Below are 16515 nucleotides of genomic sequence, written 5' to 3'. Positions count from 1 at the left end.
GTCAGGCGGAAAGGGCGGGGGCGTGCACAACGGGCCACACGCCGAAGTATGGTCGTTGCACATCAACAGGATGCGCGTATTCCATTGAAAACACTACGGTTGCGTACGGTTGAAATGTTTGATCGGCGCAGTTTCCACGGGCATCCTCGAGCGCTTGTTTCCCTGTTTCCCCGCTTCCAGGATTGTGCTTCATGACCCGTCTCCACGCGTTCAACCGCGAACAGCTGCTGGCCAGCGCACGCGGTGAACTGTTCGGCACCGCCGCCGGCCGTTTGCCCAACGATCCGATGCTGATGTTCGACCGCATCACCGACATCCGCGAGGATGGCGGACCGCATGGCAAGGGCATGGTACGCGCCGAACTGGATATCCGCCCGGACCTGTGGTTCTTCGGCTGCCACTTCATCGGCGACCCGGTGATGCCCGGCTGCCTCGGCCTGGATGCCATGTGGCAGCTGACCGGCTTCTTCCTGACCTGGCTGGGCGCCCCCGGCAAGGGCCGCGCACTGGGCTGCGGCGAGGTGAAGTTCACCGGCCAGGTCCTGCCGGAGGCCAAGCTGGTGCGCTACGAGATCGACATCAGCCGTGTCATCAACCGCAAACTGGTGATGGCCCAGTCGGACGCCCGCATGTACGTGGATGACCGTGAAATCTACAGCGCGCGCGACCTGCGCGTCGGCCTGTTCACTGAAACCGGGAGCTTCTGATGCGTCGCGTCGTCATCACCGGCATGGGCATCACGTCCTGCCTTGGCAATGATCTGGATACCGTTTCGACCGCGCTGCGTGAAGGGCGCTCGGGCATCACCGCCCTGGCCGACCACGCCGAAGCGGGCCTGCGCAGCCAGGTCGGCGGTCGTGTCGACCTCGATCTGGAGGCGCTGATCGACCGCAAGCAGAAGCGCTTCATGAGCGATGCGGCGGCCTTCGCCTACCTGTCCATGCGCGATGCCATCGCCGATGCCGGGCTCAGCCCCGAGCAGGTCAGCAACCTGCGCACCGGCCTGATCGCCGGTTCCGGCGGCGGCTCCAGCGAATGGCAGATCGGCGCGGTCGACCTGCTGCGCGAACGTGGTGTGCGCAAGGTCGGCCCGTACATGGTGCCGCGCACGATGTGCTCGACGGTCTCGGCCTGCCTGGCCACTGCCTACCAGATCAAGGGCGTCAGCTACTCGCTGTCGGCCGCCTGCGCGACCTCGGCACACTGCATCGGCGCCGCCGCGGACATGATCCGCCATGGCGCGCAGGACATCATGTTCGCCGGTGGCGGTGAAGACCTGCACTGGTCGATGAGCGTGATGTTCGATGCGATGGGCGCGTTGTCGACCAGCTTCAACGAGACCCCGGCCAGCGCCTCGCGTCCGTACGACAAGGACCGCGACGGCTTCGTCATCGCCGGTGGCGGCGGCATGCTGGTGCTGGAGGATTACGACCACGCCGTTGCGCGCGGCGCGCACATCCATGCCGAGCTGATCGGCTATGGCGTGACCTCCGACGGCGCCGACATGGTCGCCCCGTCCGGCGAAGGCGCGGTGCGATGCATGAAGATGGCGCTGCAGGGCGTCGATCGCCCGCTGGACTACCTCAACACCCACGGCACCTCCACGCCGCTGGGCGACGTCACCGAGCTCAATGCGATCCGCGAAGTGTTCGGCGATGCGGTGCCGCCGCTGTCCTCGACCAAGGCGCTGTCCGGCCATTCGCTGGGTGCGGCAAGCGTGCACGAGGCGATCTACTGCCTGCTGATGATGCGCGATGGCTTCGTCGCCGGTTCGGCCAACATCGGCGAACTGGACCCGAAGGTGGAGGGCTTCCCGATCCTGCGTGAGAGCCGCGATCAGAAGCTGGATACGGTGATGTCCAACAGCTTCGGCTTCGGTGGCACCAACGCCGCGCTGGTGTTCGGGCGGGTGTGACTGGGCTGGTGTGCCGACCAACGGTCGGCACCCACCGACGGATGTAGAGCCGAGCCATGCTCGGCTGCATTGAAAAGCGTGCCAACCAAGGTTGGCACCCACCAAAGCAGTAAAGAGTGCCGACAAACGGTCGGCACCCACCGTTACCTCGGCAGCAGCGGCAGCAGCAGTGCGTGCGCATCCACCAGCGAGCCGACGATGCGGTGGCCCAGCGCGCGCAGTTCTTCATCCGGATGCACCAGGTCCGGCACCTGGATCACGGTCATGCCGGCCGCCAATGCCGCGCGCGTACCGGCCGGTGAGTCTTCCAGCGCCAGGCAGCGTTCCGGGGCCTGGCCCAGCCGCTGCGCGGCCAGCAGGTAGATGTCCGGCGCCGGCTTCGGCCGCGCCACATCACCACTGGTGATAACGGCATCGAAGTACGGCAGCAGCCCAGCAGCGGCCAGCTTGCGGTTGGCCCGGGGCTGCCGCGTGGTGGTTGCCACCGCACGCGGTACCGCATTTGCCTTCAGCAGCTCCAGCAGCTCCAGGATGCCCGGCCGCAGCGGCAGCCCGGTCTGCGTGCGTGCTTCGTACAGCTCATGGCAACGTGCCGCCACTGCGTCGATCACACCGTCCTCGATGCCCTGCGCGCGCAGCAGCGCGTGCGTGTCACGGTCGCCAAGGCCGACCATGCGCAGGAACACCGCCTCGTCCAGGCCCAGCCCGAACTCGTCGGCGGCCTCGCTCCAGCAGGCCAGCGAGACCCGCTCGCTGTCGATCATCAGGCCGTCCATGTCGAAGATGACGGCGTCGGGGAGGAACGGCAGCGCAGCGATGGTGGTCATGGAGCGAACAGCGTATCCAGGTCGGTGGAGGTGAGCTGCCGCCATTGCCCCTCGTCCAGTCCCTGCAGGTCCAGCCCGCCAACACGACTGCGGTGCAGGGCCTGCACGTGGTTGCCGGTGGCGGCGAACATGCGGCGCACCTGATGGTAGCGGCCTTCATGCAGCACCAGGCGCGCGCGACGCGCATCCAGCACTTCCAGTTCAGCCGGCAGCAGGGGCGTCTTCTCGGACTCCAGCATCAGCGTGCCACTGGCGAACAGCGCTACCTCGTCGCCGCGCAGGTCGTCGCTCAACTCGACCTCATAGACTTTCGGCAGCTTCGACTTCGGCGAGATGATCCGGTGCAGCAGGCTGCCATCGTCGGTCAGCAGCAGCAGGCCGCTGGTCTCGCGGTCGAGGCGGCCCACGGTGGACAGCACCGGGTCGCGGTCGCGGAAGCGCGGCGGCAGCAGGTCGTAGATCAGGCGGCCGGTGTCCTTGGTCGAGCAGGTGTAGCCGGCCGGCTTGTGCAGCGCGATCGACAGGCCCACCGGCGGGTCCAGCGGCTCGCCATCAACCCGGATCGCCTCGTGCGGCACCTGGTCGTCGGCGTACAGCACCTCGCCGTCGGCGTCGGTAACGCGGCCTTCGCGGAACATCCACTGCACCTGCTTGCGGCTGCCATAGCCCAGGTTGGCGATGAGCTTGACCAGCTTCACTTGCCCTTCCCCTTCACCGCTTCCACCAGCTTGAAGCCATCACGCTCGGCGATCACACGCACTGCGCCAAAGCTCTCGTTGAGCGTGTACTCGTACGGCAGATGGCGGTTGGCCACTACGTACAGGCGTCCGCCCGGGCGCAGCGCCTGCGCGGCCACGGCGATGAAGCGCTGGCCGATGTCCGGGCGATCGGCGCGCGAGGGCGTGTGGAACGGCGGGTTGCTGATGATCACGTCGTAGCCCGGCTCGATGCCGGCGGTGACGTCCTGCCACAGGAAGCGCAGCGGCAGCGGGCGCGGCGGTGGTGCCAGGTTCAGCTCGGCCAGTGCCAGCGCGCGCTGCTCGGCTTCGTACAGGTCCAGCGCGGTGATCTTCGGGCAACGCTCCAGCAGCTCGCGCGACAGATAGCCGTAGCCGGCGCCAAGGTCGGCGGCGCGGCCGGCCAGGTCGGCCGGCAGGTGCTCGGCCAACAGCGCCGACGCCGGATCGATGCGGTCCCAGGCGAACACGCCCGGGCGGCTGAGGAAACGGCCGCCGACGATCGGCCGCACCGCGTCCAGTGCCGACCAGCGCTTGGCCAGGTCGGCGTCGTGCTGGCCCTGCATCGGGGCGGTCCAGTACACGCGGCAATGGTTCTTGGTCAGGCTGCCACCCAGGCCGGTCAGCTGCTTCAGATCGCCCTCACCCGAGCGCGCTCCTTCGTTGTTGGACTGGCAGGCAACGATGCGGCCGCCGTCGGCGACCAGCGCCAGCGCGCGGGCGAACAGCGCACGGGCTTCTTCACGCTGGCGCGGCGGCAGCACCAGCACCAGCGGGTAGCGGCCCTTGCCGGCCACATCATCCAGCTGGCCGCTGACGGTCCAGCCGGCGGCCTGCTGCAGCGGCTGCGCGAACGGGGCGAAGCTCTGCTCGCAGTGCACCTCGCGGTTGCCGGCCGCTTCGCGCAGCGGCCAGCCGTCGCGGGCACGCAGGAAGGCCACCGGGCCCTCCGGCCAGCGCAGGGCGCCTTGGGAGAACGGCAGGAACAGGGTCTGCAGGGGGGCGTCGTCGCTGGAGGCCATCGGCGCGGGTACTTCAAGCGTGAGGGCCGTCCATTGTACCGGCTTGGCCGGGCAGGCCCCGGTATGCCGCTTTGCGAAACCCGAACGGGGCCTTGATCTGCCAGCAACATTGAAACGTTCAGGGTAGAGGCTCCCCCGGAAACCCAGGAGAACCTGCATGCGAGCCTTGTTCGTCGGTGGCGTGGTCGACAACAGTGAAATGGACCTGGAAGGCAGCCATCCGCCCGTGCATTACCCCGAGGACACCGGCGGCGGCCACTCGCGCTACCGGCTGCACCAGGTCGGTCATGGCGCCGACGGCAGCGTGGCCTATGCGGTGTACGGCGCACCGGACCTGGCCGATGACGAGGTGGCCCGGGTGGCGGAAGAACGCGCCTACGCGCGGCGGTTCGAGGCGACGCCGACATTGTTCGAGCATTGAGCGCAGCAGCCACGCATGGCGTGGCTCTACCAGAGGTTGCGGTAGGGCCACGCCATGCGCGGATGGCGTGAGGCCTAGCCGATGACGAGGTCACGCACATCCATGCGTGGCCCTCTTTCCAGTAGATCCACGCCATGCGTGGATGGGGTTGGCAGGTTGCCGTCAGACTCTGGGCGGCAACCTGCGGATGCTGGCGATTTCGTCCAGCCACACGTGGTGCTGCTGCACCGGCGTGTCGTAGTCGTCCAGCCGCAACTGGCCGTTGCTGCCTTCGTCGCCGGCTTCGTTGCGGTACTGCTGCACCGTCGGTTTCACCGCCACGGTGCCGAGCAGGCGGCGACCATCGTGCAGGGTCAGTTCCACCTGCGTTTCGCCTTCCAGCTGGGGCAGCAGGGCTTCCAGGCGCGCGATCTGCGCCGGATCGGTATGGATGCGGGGAGCTATGCGGGACATCGGCGACCTCCTGCATGCAGGGTCGCCGATCGGCCGTGAATGCTCAGTGCAGCGCGCTGTCCGCGCGTGGCACCTGCACCTTGCGTACCGCAGCCACCAGTTGTGCCACCGAGTACGGCTTGGCGACATGTTCCTGGAAGCCTGACGCCAGCGCTCGGCGCCGGTCATCGGCACGCGCCAGCGCGGTCACGGCTACCGCAGGCAGGGTCATGGCATCCACGCCCATGTCCTCGCGCAGCGTGCGCACCAGACCATAGCCATCCATGCCCGGCATGCCGATGTCGGTCAGCATCACGTGGTACTGCAGGTGCCCGGTATCGGCCAGCAGCGCCAGCGCTTCACCGGCCGAGCTGGCGGCCGACACGCTCGCGCCCTGCTCTTCCAGCATGCGCCGCAGGTACTCCAGCACTTCCGGCTGGTCTTCCACCGCCAGCACGTGCATGCCCCGCAGCGGATAAGGCTCGACGATCACCGGCTCCAGGATCTGCCCTCTGATCACCTCGCGCAGCGGGCGCCGCTCGGCATCGGGAATGTGCTGCGGCAGGCGCACGGTGAAGGTTGCGCCGTGGCCATGGCCCTCGCTGGCGGCGGTGACAGTGCCACCGTGCAGTTCGACCAGCTGCTGCACGATCGCCAGGCCCAGGCCGAGGCCGCCATGACGGCGCGTGGTGGTGCCATCGGCCTGGCGGAAACGGCTGAACAGGTGATTGAGGAATTCGGGCGCGATGCCGTCGCCGGTGTCACGCACGGTGATCACCCAGTGGTTGCCGTCGGCCTGCAGCTGCAGGTCGATGCGGCCTTCGGCCGGGGTGAACTTGATCGCATTCGACAGCAGGTTCCACAACACCTGCTGCAGGCGGGTGGCATCGCCCAGCACCAGGCTGGGCTGCTCCGGCAGCAGCAGGCTCACGTCCAGCGCCTTGCCTTCGGCGACCAGCTCCTGCGCGCCGATGGCTTCACCCAGCAGGTCGCGCAGGTCCAGTATCTCCACCTCCAGCTGCACCTTGCCCAGCAGCATGCTGCTGAGGTCGAGCATGTCCGAGATCAGCCGCTTCTGCGCACCGGCGCTGTTGGCGATCACATTCAGGCCCTTGTACAGCGGGCTGGTGTTGTCCACGCGCTGCAGCAGCAGCTCGCTCCAACCGAGGATGGTGGTCAGCGGCGTACGCAGCTCGTGCGACAGCGTGGCCAGGAATTCATCCTTCAGCCGCGCCATGTTTTCCGCAGCGCTGCGCGCGGCACGCTCGGACTGCAGCAGTTCCTCGCGCGCCAGCTCGATCTCACGTCGTTCGGTCACGTCCGGGCTGCTGCCGGCCAGGCCGATGAAGCGGCCCATCCGCGAGAAGCGCGGGCGTGCGTTCATCTCCAGCCAGCGCCACTCGCCATCGGCGCGTCGGGCCCGCACCAGCGCATGCATCGACCGCTGCGCCTTCAGTGCTTCCTGCAGCTCATACTCGAACACCGATGCATCATCCGGATGCACCAGGCCGCGCCAGACATCTTCCGGCACGCGTGTTTCGTCGCCGCCGAAGAACTCACTGAAAGCGCTGTTGACGAAACGGGCATGGCCGCGCTCGTCGAGCACCCACACCGGCATCGGCAGGCCGTCGGCCAGCGCGCTGAAGCGGGCTTCGCTTTCGCCCAGTTCCACTTCCATCTGCTTGCGTGCGGTGATGTCGAAGAACAGGATGCCGACCTTGTCTTCGCCCGGACGGCCCACGCGCACCGCGTCAACCGCGAACGAGCGGCCCAGCGCGCGCGCTTCCATCTCGAACTGGGCAGGGCGGCCACTGCGTGCGACCTCGCCGTAGATGCGGAACCAGTCCTGCTCGTGGCCCGGCTCCAGCGCCGTCATGCGCTGGCCACGCGCGTCCTTCAGGCCGGTGTGACGCTCGAACGCATCGTTGACCTCGATGAAACGGTAGTCCACGGCGCGATCGCCCTCGAACAGCACCTGGATCACGCAGAAACCGGCGTTGATGCGCTCAAGCACGCCATGATGCAGGTCGGGTTCGGGCGCTGGCACCATCATCGGTGGGCGCTCCACGAGGGGCGGCAGTGTGGACAAGGGCGTCTGTGCAGGCCGGATTGGAAGCACAGCATCTTCCAAAGCGCGTATTCACAGCGTCAAGCGCCGTCAGTCATGGTTGACGACGATGAATTGGCGGCAACCACTCTTGCGAATGACGCAATCGGCCGTTGCGGCGACTGGAAAGCGGGATCACACTCGATCTGTAAACCGTATCGTCCCCATCGAAGGGGCGCAGGAGACCGTCATGAACCGCTCATTGGCCACTGCCCTGCTGCTGGCAGGCGCCCTCATGGCGGGCAGCGCGAACGCCGCGCCGCGCGCCGTCACCGATCCGGATGCGCCCCGTGCGCTGCAGGCCAATGGCCCGGTCAGCGTGAAGTGGGACGATCCGGCCAAATTCACCGAGATCCGCCAGAGCAGCAACCGCTTCGAGGCCGAACGCGGTGACTGGGTACAGCAGCTGGCCCGCTACGTGCAGACCACCGCTGCCAAGCCGCTGCAGCCCGGGCAGACCCTGGACGTGACGCTGGTCGACATCAAGCGCGCCGGTGACTACGAGCCCTGGCACGGCCCGCGTGGGCGCGACATCCGGATCATGCGCGACATCTACCCGCCACGGATCAGCCTGCAGTACACGTTGAAGGACGCCAGCGGCCGTATCGTCAGCGAGGGCGATGCGCGCCTCAGCGATACCGGCTACCTGCACAACCTGGGGCTGAAGAGCGACAGTGATCCGCTGCGCTACGAGAAGCGCCTGATCGATGACTGGGTGAAGCGCCAGCTGACCAGCCAGGCGACCGCTGCGCGTTAGACCGCCACGGCACCCGTACCGGGCGACCACTGCGCGTTGGGCCCATCGGCAGGTGTCGACCTTGGTCGACACGCATTCACGGCGCCGACCAGGGTCGGCGGCTACCGAAGCCGAGCGTGGGCTCGGCTCTACACGTACACCTTCGCCACCCGCTTGACCGCGCACGGCAGCTGGTACGCACTCACGCCACAGCGCGGCGCCAGCTCCGACAGCGTCGGCGCCGAACCCCACAGTTCCACCACGCTGCCGATGCCGGCCTGCGCATGCGCGGTCAGGTCGACCGTCAGCATGTCCATCGACACGCGGCCGATCAGGGCTCCGGGCTGACCATCGATCAGCACCGGCGTGCCATTCGGTGCGAACTGCGGATAGCCATCGGCGTAACCCAGCGCGACTACGCCCACGCGGGTGCGTGCCTTGGCCACGAAGCGCGCGCCATAGCCCACCGGCTCACCCGCCTCGATCCAGCGCTCGGCGATCACCTTCGACTGCATCGTCATCACCGGGCGCAGGCGCTCGGTCAGTGCCGTGTTGTCCGGCAGCGGGTTGGCGCCGTACAGCATCAGGCCCGGGCGGACCCAGTCGCTGCGTACATCCGGCCAGCCCAGCAGCGCCGGCGAGTTGCACACGCTGGTCTCGCCGTGCAGGCCGTCGATGGCGCGCGCGAAGGTCGCCGCCTGTTCGTGGGTGCGTTCGCTGTCCAGCTCATCGGCACGTGCCAGGTGGGTCATCAGCACGATGCGCTCGACCTGCGGCAGCGCCGACAGGCGCGCATGCGCGGCACGGAAGCTGTCCACGTCCAGGCCGAGGCGATGCATGCCGCTGTCCAGCTTCAGCCACACCGTCAGCGGGCGCGGGCTGTCGAACGCAGCGACGGCCTCCAGTTGCCACGGCGAACCGACGGCGAACCAGAAGTCATGCTCGGCCACCAGCGCCATGTCACTGGGCTCGAAGATGCCTTCCAGCAGCAGGATAGGCGCACCGATGCCGGCCTGGCGCAGCTCCAGTGCCTCTTCGATGGTGGCCACGCCGAAGCCATCGGCCTCGCCTTCCAGTGCCTGCGCACAGCGCACTGCGCCGTGGCCATAGGCATCGGCCTTGATGATCGCCAGGGCCTTGCCACCGCCCAGTTCACGGGCGAGCCGGTAGTTGCTGCGCAGGGCGCCCAGATCGATCAGCGCGCGGGCAGGACGCATGTGCGGTTCTCTTGTTGCGGCGCGTGACCGTACTGGCCGTAGCGGAAAATATCCAGGCCTTCGGTGCTGATCTGCGGCTGGCGCGCGCTCATCAGGTCAGCCAGGTAGCGACCCGAGCCGCAGGCCATGGTCCAGCCCAGCGTGCCGTGGCCGGTGTTGAGATACAGATTGCGGAACGGCGTGGCGCCGATCACCGGCGTACCGTCCGGCGTGGCCGGGCGCAGGCCGGTCCAGAACTGCGCGCGCGACAGGTCGCCGCCCTTCGGGTAGAGGTCGCTGACCACCAGTTCCAGGGTTTCGCGGCGGCGCTGCGACAGCGACAGGTCGAAGCCGGCCACTTCGGCCATGCCACCGACACGGATGCGGTCGTCGAAACGGGTGACCGCCACCTTGTAGCTCTCATCGAGGATGGTCGAGGTCGGCGCCATCGCCGGGTCGGTGATCGGCAGGGTCAGCGAGTAGCCCTTCAGCGGGTACACCGGCAGGCGCATGCCCAGCGATGCCACCAGCGCCGGCGAATAGCTGCCCAGTGCGACCACGAAGCGGTCGGCGGTTTCCAGCTTGCCGTCGATGCGCACGCCGGTGATGCGGTCGCCATCGAACTCCAGGCCGGTGATGTCCTGGTCGAAGCGGAATTCGACGCCGGCATCCACGCACATCTGCGCCAGGCGGCGGGTGAACAGCTGGCAGTCGCCGGTCTGGTCACGCGGCAGGCGCAGCGCGCCAACCAGGCCATCGACATGGGCCAGGGCCGGTTCGGCCTGGATGATGCCGGCGCGGTCCAGCACCTCGTACGGCACGCCGTACTGGGCCAGGATCTCGATGTCCTGCGCCGAGGCATCCAGCTGCTGCTGGGTGCGGAACAGCTGGGTGGTGCCCAGGTCGCGGCCTTCGAACTCGATGCCGATCTGCGCCCGCAGCTCGTTCAGGCAGTCGCGGCTGTACTCGGACATGCGCACCATGCGCGCCTTGTTGATCGCGTAGCGCTCATGCGTGCAGTTGCGCAGCATCTGCCACAGCCAGCGGTACTGAGCCAGGTCCATGCCCGGCTTGATCGCCAGCGGCGCGTGCTTCTCGAACAGCCAGCCGATCGCCTTCTTCGGCACGCCCGGTGCCGCCCACGGCGAGGTGTAGCCGAACGACAGCTGGCCGGCATTGGCGAAGCTGGTCTCCAGCGCCGGGCCGGGTTGGCGGTCGATGACCGTGACTTCAAACCCGGCCTGTCGCAGGTACCAGGCACTGGTGGTGCCGATCACGCCGCTGCCGAGAACTAGGACTCGCATGGGACTTCTCCAACCCGATCATTCCCTGCACTGGAGCGTGCCGGGACCATAATTGGGGAAGTATAGACAGCCAATACCAGTTGATTTGCCTGATTTGCAATCAACCGGCAGGATGTTCTCCTGCAATTCATTCCCCAAGGTTGACGGCCATGGCCACCCGTACCCGCGAACTGGACAAGATCGACCGCAAGATCCTGCGCATCCTGCAGGCCGAGGGCCGTATCTCCTTCACCGAACTGGGCGAGCGGGTCGGCCTGTCGACCACGCCATGCACCGAGCGCGTGCGCCGGCTCGAGCGAGAAGCGGTGATCACCGGCTACCACGCCCACCTCGACCCGGCGGCGGTGAAGGCCAGCCTGCTGGTGTTCGTGGAAATCAGCCTGGCCTACAAGTCCGGCGACATCTTCGAGGAGTTCCGGCGCGCGGCGCTGAAGTTGCCGAACGTACTGGAGTGCCACCTGGTGTCGGGCGATTTCGATTACCTGCTGAAGGCGCGGATCAGCGAGATGGCCTCCTACCGCAAGCTGCTCGGCAGCACGTTGCTGACGCTGCCGCATGTACGTGAGTCGAAGAGCTACATCGTGATGGAAGAGGTGAAGGAGACGCTGAGCCTGCCGATTCCGGATTGAGGCGTTTGCAGCAGGATGGGGTCAGAGCCCGCTGTGCGGGATCCGACCCCGATTCCGTCAGCGCTGCTGCGGGTGCTTCTGCGAACGCTGTTCCTGCTGCTTGCCACCCTTGTGCGGCTGCTGCGGCTCCATCTGCTGCTGCTGTTGCTGCTGTTGCTGCTGTTGCTGCTGCGGGTTGCGGCCCTGCGGTTCCTTGCCGGGATGACGGTTCTGCTGGTTTTTCATGATCGCGATCCAGTGGACGAAGGACATGCGGCGGCGGAATGCCGGCGCAGGGCCACGGTGGTCCCGGAACGGTTAATCGCAGGCGAAAAAGCAGTGATCGGCAGCAGGCTGTTTTCGTGCGTTCAGGCCGTACAGCATGTGGTGGCGGCCAACCTTGCCTGGCCCCCGAGGTCAGCGCTTGATCTGCTGCCCATCGCCGGCCGGCACGCTGTCGTAATAGCGGCCGGTACGCGAATCGAACACGCGGTTCGGACCGGCCGGACGCACCCCGGGAACGATGCGGCCATTGCGGTCATAGACCTTGTCGGCCGGCTTCGGTACCGGCGCCGGCGCGACCTGGGCGGGGCCGGTGGACTTGATCGGCTGCGCCGGCTGCGGCGACGGCAGCACCTGCGGCTGCGGGCGGGCCGCTTGCGGCGGTGGCATCACCGGCGGCGGTGCCACGGTGGTCGCACTGCGCGTGGCGGTCGGGTCGGCGGTAGGCACCTGGGCCAGCGCCAACGTGGGCAACAGGGCCATCAACAGCAGGGAAAGGGTCGGTTTCATGTCACGCTCCAGCGTGGGTCACCTTCACCTTGCGCCCGCACCTGTGTGCCGCCCATGAACGGCCATCACACTTGCAAGGCTGCGCCCGCAGCCCCACGTTTATCGGCATCCCCAGGCCATCGACCCCACGGAGAGCCGGCATGACTGCCTTCGATCTGACGCCCCCCACTGCCACCCAGACCGAGGCGCTGGTTGCCGGTCTCAGCAGCGAGGAACGCCGCGTGCTGCTGCAGCACGGCACCGAGGCGCCGTTCTGCGGCGTATTCCTCGACAACAAGCGCGAGGGCGTCTACTGCTGCCGTCTGTGCGCACTACCGCTGTTCCGCTCCAGTACCAAGTTCGATTCCGGCACCGGCTGGCCGAGCTTCTTCGCCCCGTTCGACCCGGCCCACGTGCGCGAGATCCGCGATACCAGCCACGGCATGGTGCGCACCGAGATCACCTGCGCGCGCTGCGGAAGCCATCTGGGCCACGTGTTCCCGGACGGTCCGCCGCCCACCTACGAGCGCCACTGCCTGAACTCCGTCTCACTTTCGTTCACCGGCAATGGCGAGCCCTGGCCCGACCCGTTGCAGCGTGGCGGCGCAGAAAGCGGTGTGGCGGGCTGAAACACCCCGCTGACCGATTTCACAGAATTCCCTCTTCAGAAAACCGGGCGACGGGCCGACAAGGAGATATCCCCTCTCCTTGCGTCGCCCCATGCTCATCATCGTTGGATTCCTGGTCGTCATCGTCAGCGTGATCGGGGGCTATCTCGGTGCCCACGGCCGCCTGGGTGCCCTCTGGCAGCCCTACGAGCTGGTCATCATCGGCGGCGCCGCGCTCGGCGCCTTCCTGGTCGGTACCCCGGCCAAGACGGTCAAGCAGACCCTGCAGGCCATGGTCGGCGTGTTCAAGGGCCCGCGCTACAAGCAGCAGGACTACATCGACGTCCTCAGCCTGCTCTATGAACTGCTCAACAAGGCCCGCCGCGAAGGTTTCATGGCGCTGGAAGACCATGTCGAGCGTCCGGCCGAGAGCGCGCTGTTCGGCAACTACCCCAAGGTGCAGGCCGACCACCACCTGATCGACTTCATCACCGACTGCCTGCGCCTGATGATCGGCAGCAACATCGAGCCACACGAGCTGGAGCCGCTGCTGGAACTGGAGCTGGAAAAGCACCATGCCGAGGCGATGGCGCCCTCGCAGGTGCTGACCAAGGTCGCCGACGGACTGCCCGGTTTCGGCATCGTCGCTGCAGTGCTGGGCATCGTCATCACCATGGGCTCGATCGGCGGCGACATCGTCGAGGTCGGCGGCCACGTGGCCGGCGCGCTGGTCGGCACCTTCCTGGGCATCCTGCTGGGCTACGGTTTCGTCGGCCCGATGGCGGCCGCGATGGAGGCCCGCGCCGAGCAGGACAGCCGCATCTACGAATCGGTGAAGACCGCCCTGCTGGCCTGCCTGCGTGGCTACAACCCGAAGATCGCGCTGGAATTCGCCCGCAAGACGCTGCCGTCGAACGTGCGTCCGGCCTTCTCCGATTTCGAGCAGCACCTGAAGACGGTCAAGTAAGCCATGGCCGAAACCAAGCCCACCGTCATCGTCCGCCGGGTCAAGAAGGCCGGTCACGCTGCCCATCATGGCGGTTCGTGGAAGGTGGCCTATGCCGACTTCGTGACCGCGATGATGGCCTTCTTCCTGGTGCTGTGGCTGATGGCCACCACCAACAAGAACGACCGTGCGGCCATTTCCGAGTACTTCCGCAACCCCAGCCCGCTGAGCGGGCAGAACGCCACGCCGGCGCCCGGCATGGCCGGCCCGGGCGGCGCCAGCACCTCGATGATCAAGCTGGGTGGTGCCACCGACGTCTCGCGGGGCAACAGCAACGATCCCTTCCAGAACCAGAAGGAAGCGGTGCCGCAGCCGGTGGACCAGCAGCAGCGCGACAAGCAGCAGCTGGAAGCACTGATGAAGGAACTGCAGGAGGCGATCAGCAAGAGCCAGGCGCTGGAGCCGTTCAAGGACCAGCTGCTGCTGGACCTGACCCCGGAAGGCCTGCGCATCCAGATCGTGGACAAGCAGAACCGGCCGATGTTCGACCTCGGCAGCGCCACGCTGAAGCCGTACACGCAGCAGATCCTGCACGAGCTGGCCAACTACCTGAACCACGTGCCGAACCGGATCAGCCTGACCGGCCACACCGACATCACCGCCTATTCGGCTGCGCGCGGTTACGGCAACTGGGAACTGAGCGCCGATCGTGCCAATGCCGCACGCCGCGCACTGGTGGACGGCGGCCTGGAGGACAGCAAGATCACCCGCGTGGTCGGCCTGTCTTCGTCGGTGCTGTTCGACAAGGGCGACCCGCAGAACCCGATCAACCGCCGCATCAGCATCGTAGTGATGACCCAGGCCGCCGAAGCGGCCGCCCTGGCCGGTGCCGGCCCGCAGGTGGGGCTGTCGGCACCCGCGGCAGACCCGGACGTGCAGGCTGCGCAGGGGCCGGCAAAGTAAACGGTGGGTGCGGACCTTGGTTCCGCACATCGGGCACAGAGCGTGCGGACCAAGGTCCGCACCCACCAAGGCCATGCCCGGCGAGCGCACCCTGCAGCACCCGCTACAATGGCGGTCTTTCCGTTTCCAGGTGACCCCACCCCATGTCCCAGAACTCCAAGGCCAAGCGCGACAAGCGCAAGAAGCAGCAGGCCAAGCGCCCGTTCCTCCGCCTGAACGCCCAGCAGCAGGTGCAGAACCATGCCGTGCTGACCAGTGAAGACGGCCAGGTGGTCGCGGCCATCGGCCTGCAGGGCCGTGAGTGGCTGCTGGCCATCGGCGGCCAGACCATGGGCAACGCCGAAAACCCGGTGCCGATGCTGGCCATGCTCAAGCACCTGGCCAACGTGCAGGAGAAGGAAGGCCGCAAGGTCAACCTGGAGTACTCCGAGCTGCTGCAGAAGCTGCTGGACACCCTGGCGGCCGAATCCGAGCAGACCGCTGACGAGTACCTGGACAAGCTGGTCGCCGAGTTCGAAGGCGTCGACGCTGCCGAGGGCGAGGAAGGCGAAGCCGCCGAGGGCGACGTGGCCGAAGACGCCGCTGCCGAGGCCGCTCCGGCCGCTGACAGCGACAGCAAGCCGCAGGCCTGAACCGGCCGCGGCGGTGACGGTCTACGTCGATGACGCGGTGCATCCCTGGCGCGGACAGCGCTGGGCGCACCTGATGGCCGACACCCTGGCCGAGCTGCACGCGATGGCGGCGCAGCTCGGCATTCCCCCGCGGGCCTTCCAGAACAAGGCCAGCGGCGCCCACTACGATGTCACTGCCGAGCTGCGTGCGCAGGCCATCGCGCTGGGTGCCCGCGCGATTTCCCGGCATACCGACCGCGCGCTGGTGAAAGCGGTGATCGCCACCGCCAGGGCGCAGTACCGGCCGTAGACGGTTAGCGCCGGGCCATGCCCGGCGAGCGCGCAGCGCGGTGAGAAGCCGCCGGGCATGACCCGGCGCTACCGATCAATCTCAGAACGGGTCGCTGCCCAGCCGGATTTCCACGTTCAGCAGCGAGCACAGCGCCAGCATCGCGTCGTCGTCGCGGGTCAGCGCCATCACGCCGGTGAAACCGTCGCTGCCGGCATCCACGCTCCACAGCGTGTAGTTGTGCTCGCGCAGGCGGTCGAAGGCGGTGGACATCAGCTGCACGCCGTCCAGGTCTTCGGCGAAATCCTCGTCGTCCAGGTCGCCGCCCCAGTCCAACTGCAGGTTGAAGCGCGCCGACAGCTCGTTCACCGCCGACTGCAGCGATTCCAGATCATCACGCTCGACCTCGAAACCGGACTGCCAGGCAATGGCCGTGAACAGCGCTGGCAGCCAGTCGCTGTCTGCCTCCAGCGGCTGCCCGTCCTCGGCCAGGTGCTCGCGCCAGCGGTTGAACTGCTGCAGGGCCAGCTCTTCGTCGCCCGGGTTGATCAGTACCAGCAGGTTCCAGACCCGCGCCTCGAAGCCCTCCTCGTCGAAGTCGTGGATGTCTTCCTCGAAGTCGAAATAGTCGCTGTTGTCGGGCATGGCGGAACTTCCTCTGGGGCAGGCCGGCATTCTACGGTTTATCCTGTGCCGCTGAAGCCGGCCTTGGTGGCCGTCACTGTGAATGAAGCGATGAGCGATACCCCTCCCGACCACCTGGCGATCAACCCGGCCAGCCCCTTCCATGATGCACAGGCGCTGGAGCGTGGCGTTGGCGTGCGTTTCAACGACGTCGAGCGCGACAACGTCGAGGAATACTCGGTCAGCGAAGGCTGGATCCGCGTGCAGGCCGGCAAGGCCCGCGACCGCCGCGGCAACCCGATGACCATCAAGGTCAAGGGCAAGGTCGAGGCGTATTTCCTGGAAACGAAGCCGGAATAAGCGCGGCTCTCGGATCCTGGGGTCAGATCCCTTTCCTG

At 67.2% G+C, this 16515-nt stretch carries 22 protein-coding genes; 11 read left to right on the top strand and 11 right to left on the bottom strand.

Translation table 11 applies throughout. The annotated features are described in order from the left end of the window. Position 1: 1 nt before the first annotated feature. Positions 2–193 (bottom strand): hypothetical protein, encoded by a 192-nt coding sequence (locus tag ACJ7C5_RS19700; RefSeq protein WP_141137970.1) that lies wholly within the window; start codon positions 191–193, stop codon positions 2–4. Here ACJ7C5_RS19700 and fabA point away from each other — a divergent pair. Together fabA and fabB are read left to right on the top strand one after the other, a co-directional pair. Further along, complete coding sequence (fabA, locus tag ACJ7C5_RS19695; protein ID WP_005407930.1) at positions 192–707, top strand: 3-hydroxyacyl-[acyl-carrier-protein] dehydratase FabA; 516 nt, start codon at positions 192–194, stop codon at positions 705–707. The genes ACJ7C5_RS19700 and fabA overlap by 2 nt on opposite strands. Then, the gene (fabB, locus tag ACJ7C5_RS19690) at positions 707–1915 is read left to right on the top strand and encodes a beta-ketoacyl-ACP synthase I (protein WP_412704850.1); all 1209 of its coding nucleotides are present in this window, start codon (positions 707–709) and stop codon (positions 1913–1915) included. The genes fabA and fabB overlap by 1 nt, the downstream gene beginning before the upstream one ends. Positions 1916–2058: 143 nt before the next feature. Here fabB and ACJ7C5_RS19685 read toward each other — a convergent pair whose 3' ends face one another. From ACJ7C5_RS19685 to ACJ7C5_RS19675, 3 genes are read right to left on the bottom strand one after another with little or no spacing between them, the layout of a single operon-like run. Continuing rightward, a complete protein-coding gene (locus ACJ7C5_RS19685) occupies positions 2059–2742 on the bottom strand; it encodes an HAD family hydrolase (protein WP_412704849.1) in 684 nt (227 codons plus the stop codon). Then, complete coding sequence (locus ACJ7C5_RS19680) at positions 2739–3440, bottom strand: pseudouridine synthase (protein ID WP_126928779.1); 702 nt, start codon at positions 3438–3440, stop codon at positions 2739–2741. Before ACJ7C5_RS19680 ends, ACJ7C5_RS19685 begins: the two co-directional genes overlap by 4 nt. After that, positions 3437–4501, bottom strand: coding sequence for a class I SAM-dependent methyltransferase (locus ACJ7C5_RS19675; protein ID WP_043398893.1), 1065 nt, complete (start codon positions 4499–4501; stop codon positions 3437–3439). The genes ACJ7C5_RS19680 and ACJ7C5_RS19675 overlap by 4 nt, the downstream gene beginning before the upstream one ends. 157 nt (positions 4502–4658) lie before the next feature. Here ACJ7C5_RS19675 and ACJ7C5_RS19670 point away from each other — a divergent pair, with 157 nt between their 5' ends. Beyond that, positions 4659–4922, top strand: coding sequence for a hypothetical protein (locus tag ACJ7C5_RS19670; RefSeq protein WP_005407925.1), 264 nt, complete (start codon positions 4659–4661; stop codon positions 4920–4922). A gap of 162 nt (positions 4923–5084) precedes the next feature. On the opposite strand, the gene ACJ7C5_RS19665 is transcribed toward ACJ7C5_RS19670, so the two are convergent. Then, positions 5085–5375, bottom strand: a complete 291-nt coding sequence (locus tag ACJ7C5_RS19665) for a DUF3247 family protein (RefSeq protein WP_119007517.1) — start codon at positions 5373–5375, stop codon at positions 5085–5087. Between the two features lie 43 nt (positions 5376–5418). After that, positions 5419–7407, bottom strand: a complete 1989-nt coding sequence (locus ACJ7C5_RS19660) for a hybrid sensor histidine kinase/response regulator (RefSeq protein WP_412704848.1) — start codon at positions 7405–7407, stop codon at positions 5419–5421. Between the two features lie 244 nt (positions 7408–7651). Here ACJ7C5_RS19660 and ACJ7C5_RS19655 point away from each other — a divergent pair, with 244 nt between their 5' ends. Next, on the top strand, positions 7652–8218 hold the full coding sequence (locus ACJ7C5_RS19655) for a DUF3016 domain-containing protein (protein WP_088023925.1): 567 nt from the start codon (positions 7652–7654) through the stop codon (positions 8216–8218). A gap of 128 nt (positions 8219–8346) precedes the next feature. On the opposite strand, the gene alr is transcribed toward ACJ7C5_RS19655, so the two are convergent. After that, positions 8347–9414: an alanine racemase gene (gene alr, locus ACJ7C5_RS19650; protein WP_412704847.1), complete on the bottom strand. Its 1068-nt coding sequence runs from the start codon at positions 9412–9414 to the stop codon at positions 8347–8349. Further along, entirely contained in the window at positions 9393–10697 is a 1305-nt protein-coding gene (locus tag ACJ7C5_RS19645; RefSeq protein ID WP_032128742.1) for a D-amino acid dehydrogenase, read from the bottom strand. The genes alr and ACJ7C5_RS19645 overlap by 22 nt, the downstream gene beginning before the upstream one ends. 149 nt (positions 10698–10846) lie before the next feature. Between ACJ7C5_RS19645 and ACJ7C5_RS19640 the strand changes: the two genes are divergently transcribed. Then, the gene (locus ACJ7C5_RS19640; protein WP_004140558.1) at positions 10847–11326 is read left to right on the top strand and encodes an Lrp/AsnC ligand binding domain-containing protein; all 480 of its coding nucleotides are present in this window, start codon (positions 10847–10849) and stop codon (positions 11324–11326) included. 57 nt (positions 11327–11383) lie between these two features. Here the strand turns inward: ACJ7C5_RS19640 and ACJ7C5_RS19635 are convergent, their stop codons facing one another. After that, positions 11384–11551: a hypothetical protein gene (locus tag ACJ7C5_RS19635; RefSeq protein WP_194936649.1), complete on the bottom strand. Its 168-nt coding sequence runs from the start codon at positions 11549–11551 to the stop codon at positions 11384–11386. 171 nt (positions 11552–11722) lie between these two features. Beyond that, positions 11723–12097 (bottom strand): hypothetical protein, encoded by a 375-nt coding sequence (locus tag ACJ7C5_RS19630; protein ID WP_412704846.1) that lies wholly within the window; start codon positions 12095–12097, stop codon positions 11723–11725. 140 nt (positions 12098–12237) lie between these two features. Here ACJ7C5_RS19630 and msrB point away from each other — a divergent pair, with 140 nt between their 5' ends. The 5 genes from msrB (at position 12238) to ACJ7C5_RS19605 (ending at position 15514) form a co-directional block, all read left to right on the top strand. After that, the gene (gene msrB, locus ACJ7C5_RS19625; RefSeq protein WP_005412124.1) at positions 12238–12705 is read left to right on the top strand and encodes a peptide-methionine (R)-S-oxide reductase MsrB; all 468 of its coding nucleotides are present in this window, start codon (positions 12238–12240) and stop codon (positions 12703–12705) included. A 91-nt stretch (positions 12706–12796) separates the two neighbouring features. Continuing rightward, on the top strand, positions 12797–13651 hold the full coding sequence (gene motA / locus ACJ7C5_RS19620; protein ID WP_032128746.1) for a flagellar motor stator protein MotA: 855 nt from the start codon (positions 12797–12799) through the stop codon (positions 13649–13651). A gap of 3 nt (positions 13652–13654) precedes the next feature. Next, positions 13655–14593 (top strand): flagellar motor protein MotB, encoded by a 939-nt coding sequence (gene motB, locus ACJ7C5_RS19615; protein WP_088023908.1) that lies wholly within the window; start codon positions 13655–13657, stop codon positions 14591–14593. 143 nt (positions 14594–14736) lie between these two features. Beyond that, positions 14737–15225, top strand: coding sequence for a hypothetical protein (locus ACJ7C5_RS19610; protein ID WP_412704845.1), 489 nt, complete (start codon positions 14737–14739; stop codon positions 15223–15225). 13 nt (positions 15226–15238) lie between these two features. Further along, on the top strand, positions 15239–15514 hold the full coding sequence (locus ACJ7C5_RS19605; protein WP_094000535.1) for a DUF4031 domain-containing protein: 276 nt from the start codon (positions 15239–15241) through the stop codon (positions 15512–15514). An 81-nt stretch (positions 15515–15595) separates the two neighbouring features. On the opposite strand, the gene ACJ7C5_RS19600 is transcribed toward ACJ7C5_RS19605, so the two are convergent. Next, the gene (locus ACJ7C5_RS19600; RefSeq protein WP_094000536.1) at positions 15596–16138 is read right to left on the bottom strand and encodes a DUF6630 family protein; all 543 of its coding nucleotides are present in this window, start codon (positions 16136–16138) and stop codon (positions 15596–15598) included. A 90-nt stretch (positions 16139–16228) separates the two neighbouring features. Here ACJ7C5_RS19600 and ACJ7C5_RS19595 point away from each other — a divergent pair, with 90 nt between their 5' ends. Beyond that, entirely contained in the window at positions 16229–16477 is a 249-nt protein-coding gene (locus ACJ7C5_RS19595) for a DUF3297 family protein (protein ID WP_012509930.1), read from the top strand. Positions 16478–16515: the final 38 nt, after the last annotated feature.

The organism is Nocardiopsis yanglingensis (assembly GCF_045809185.1).
Classification (GTDB): domain Bacteria; phylum Pseudomonadota; class Gammaproteobacteria; order Xanthomonadales; family Xanthomonadaceae; genus Stenotrophomonas; species Stenotrophomonas yanglingensis.
Note: the sequence above shows the minus strand (reverse complement) of the source record. Positions and strands in the feature narration are given on the sequence as shown.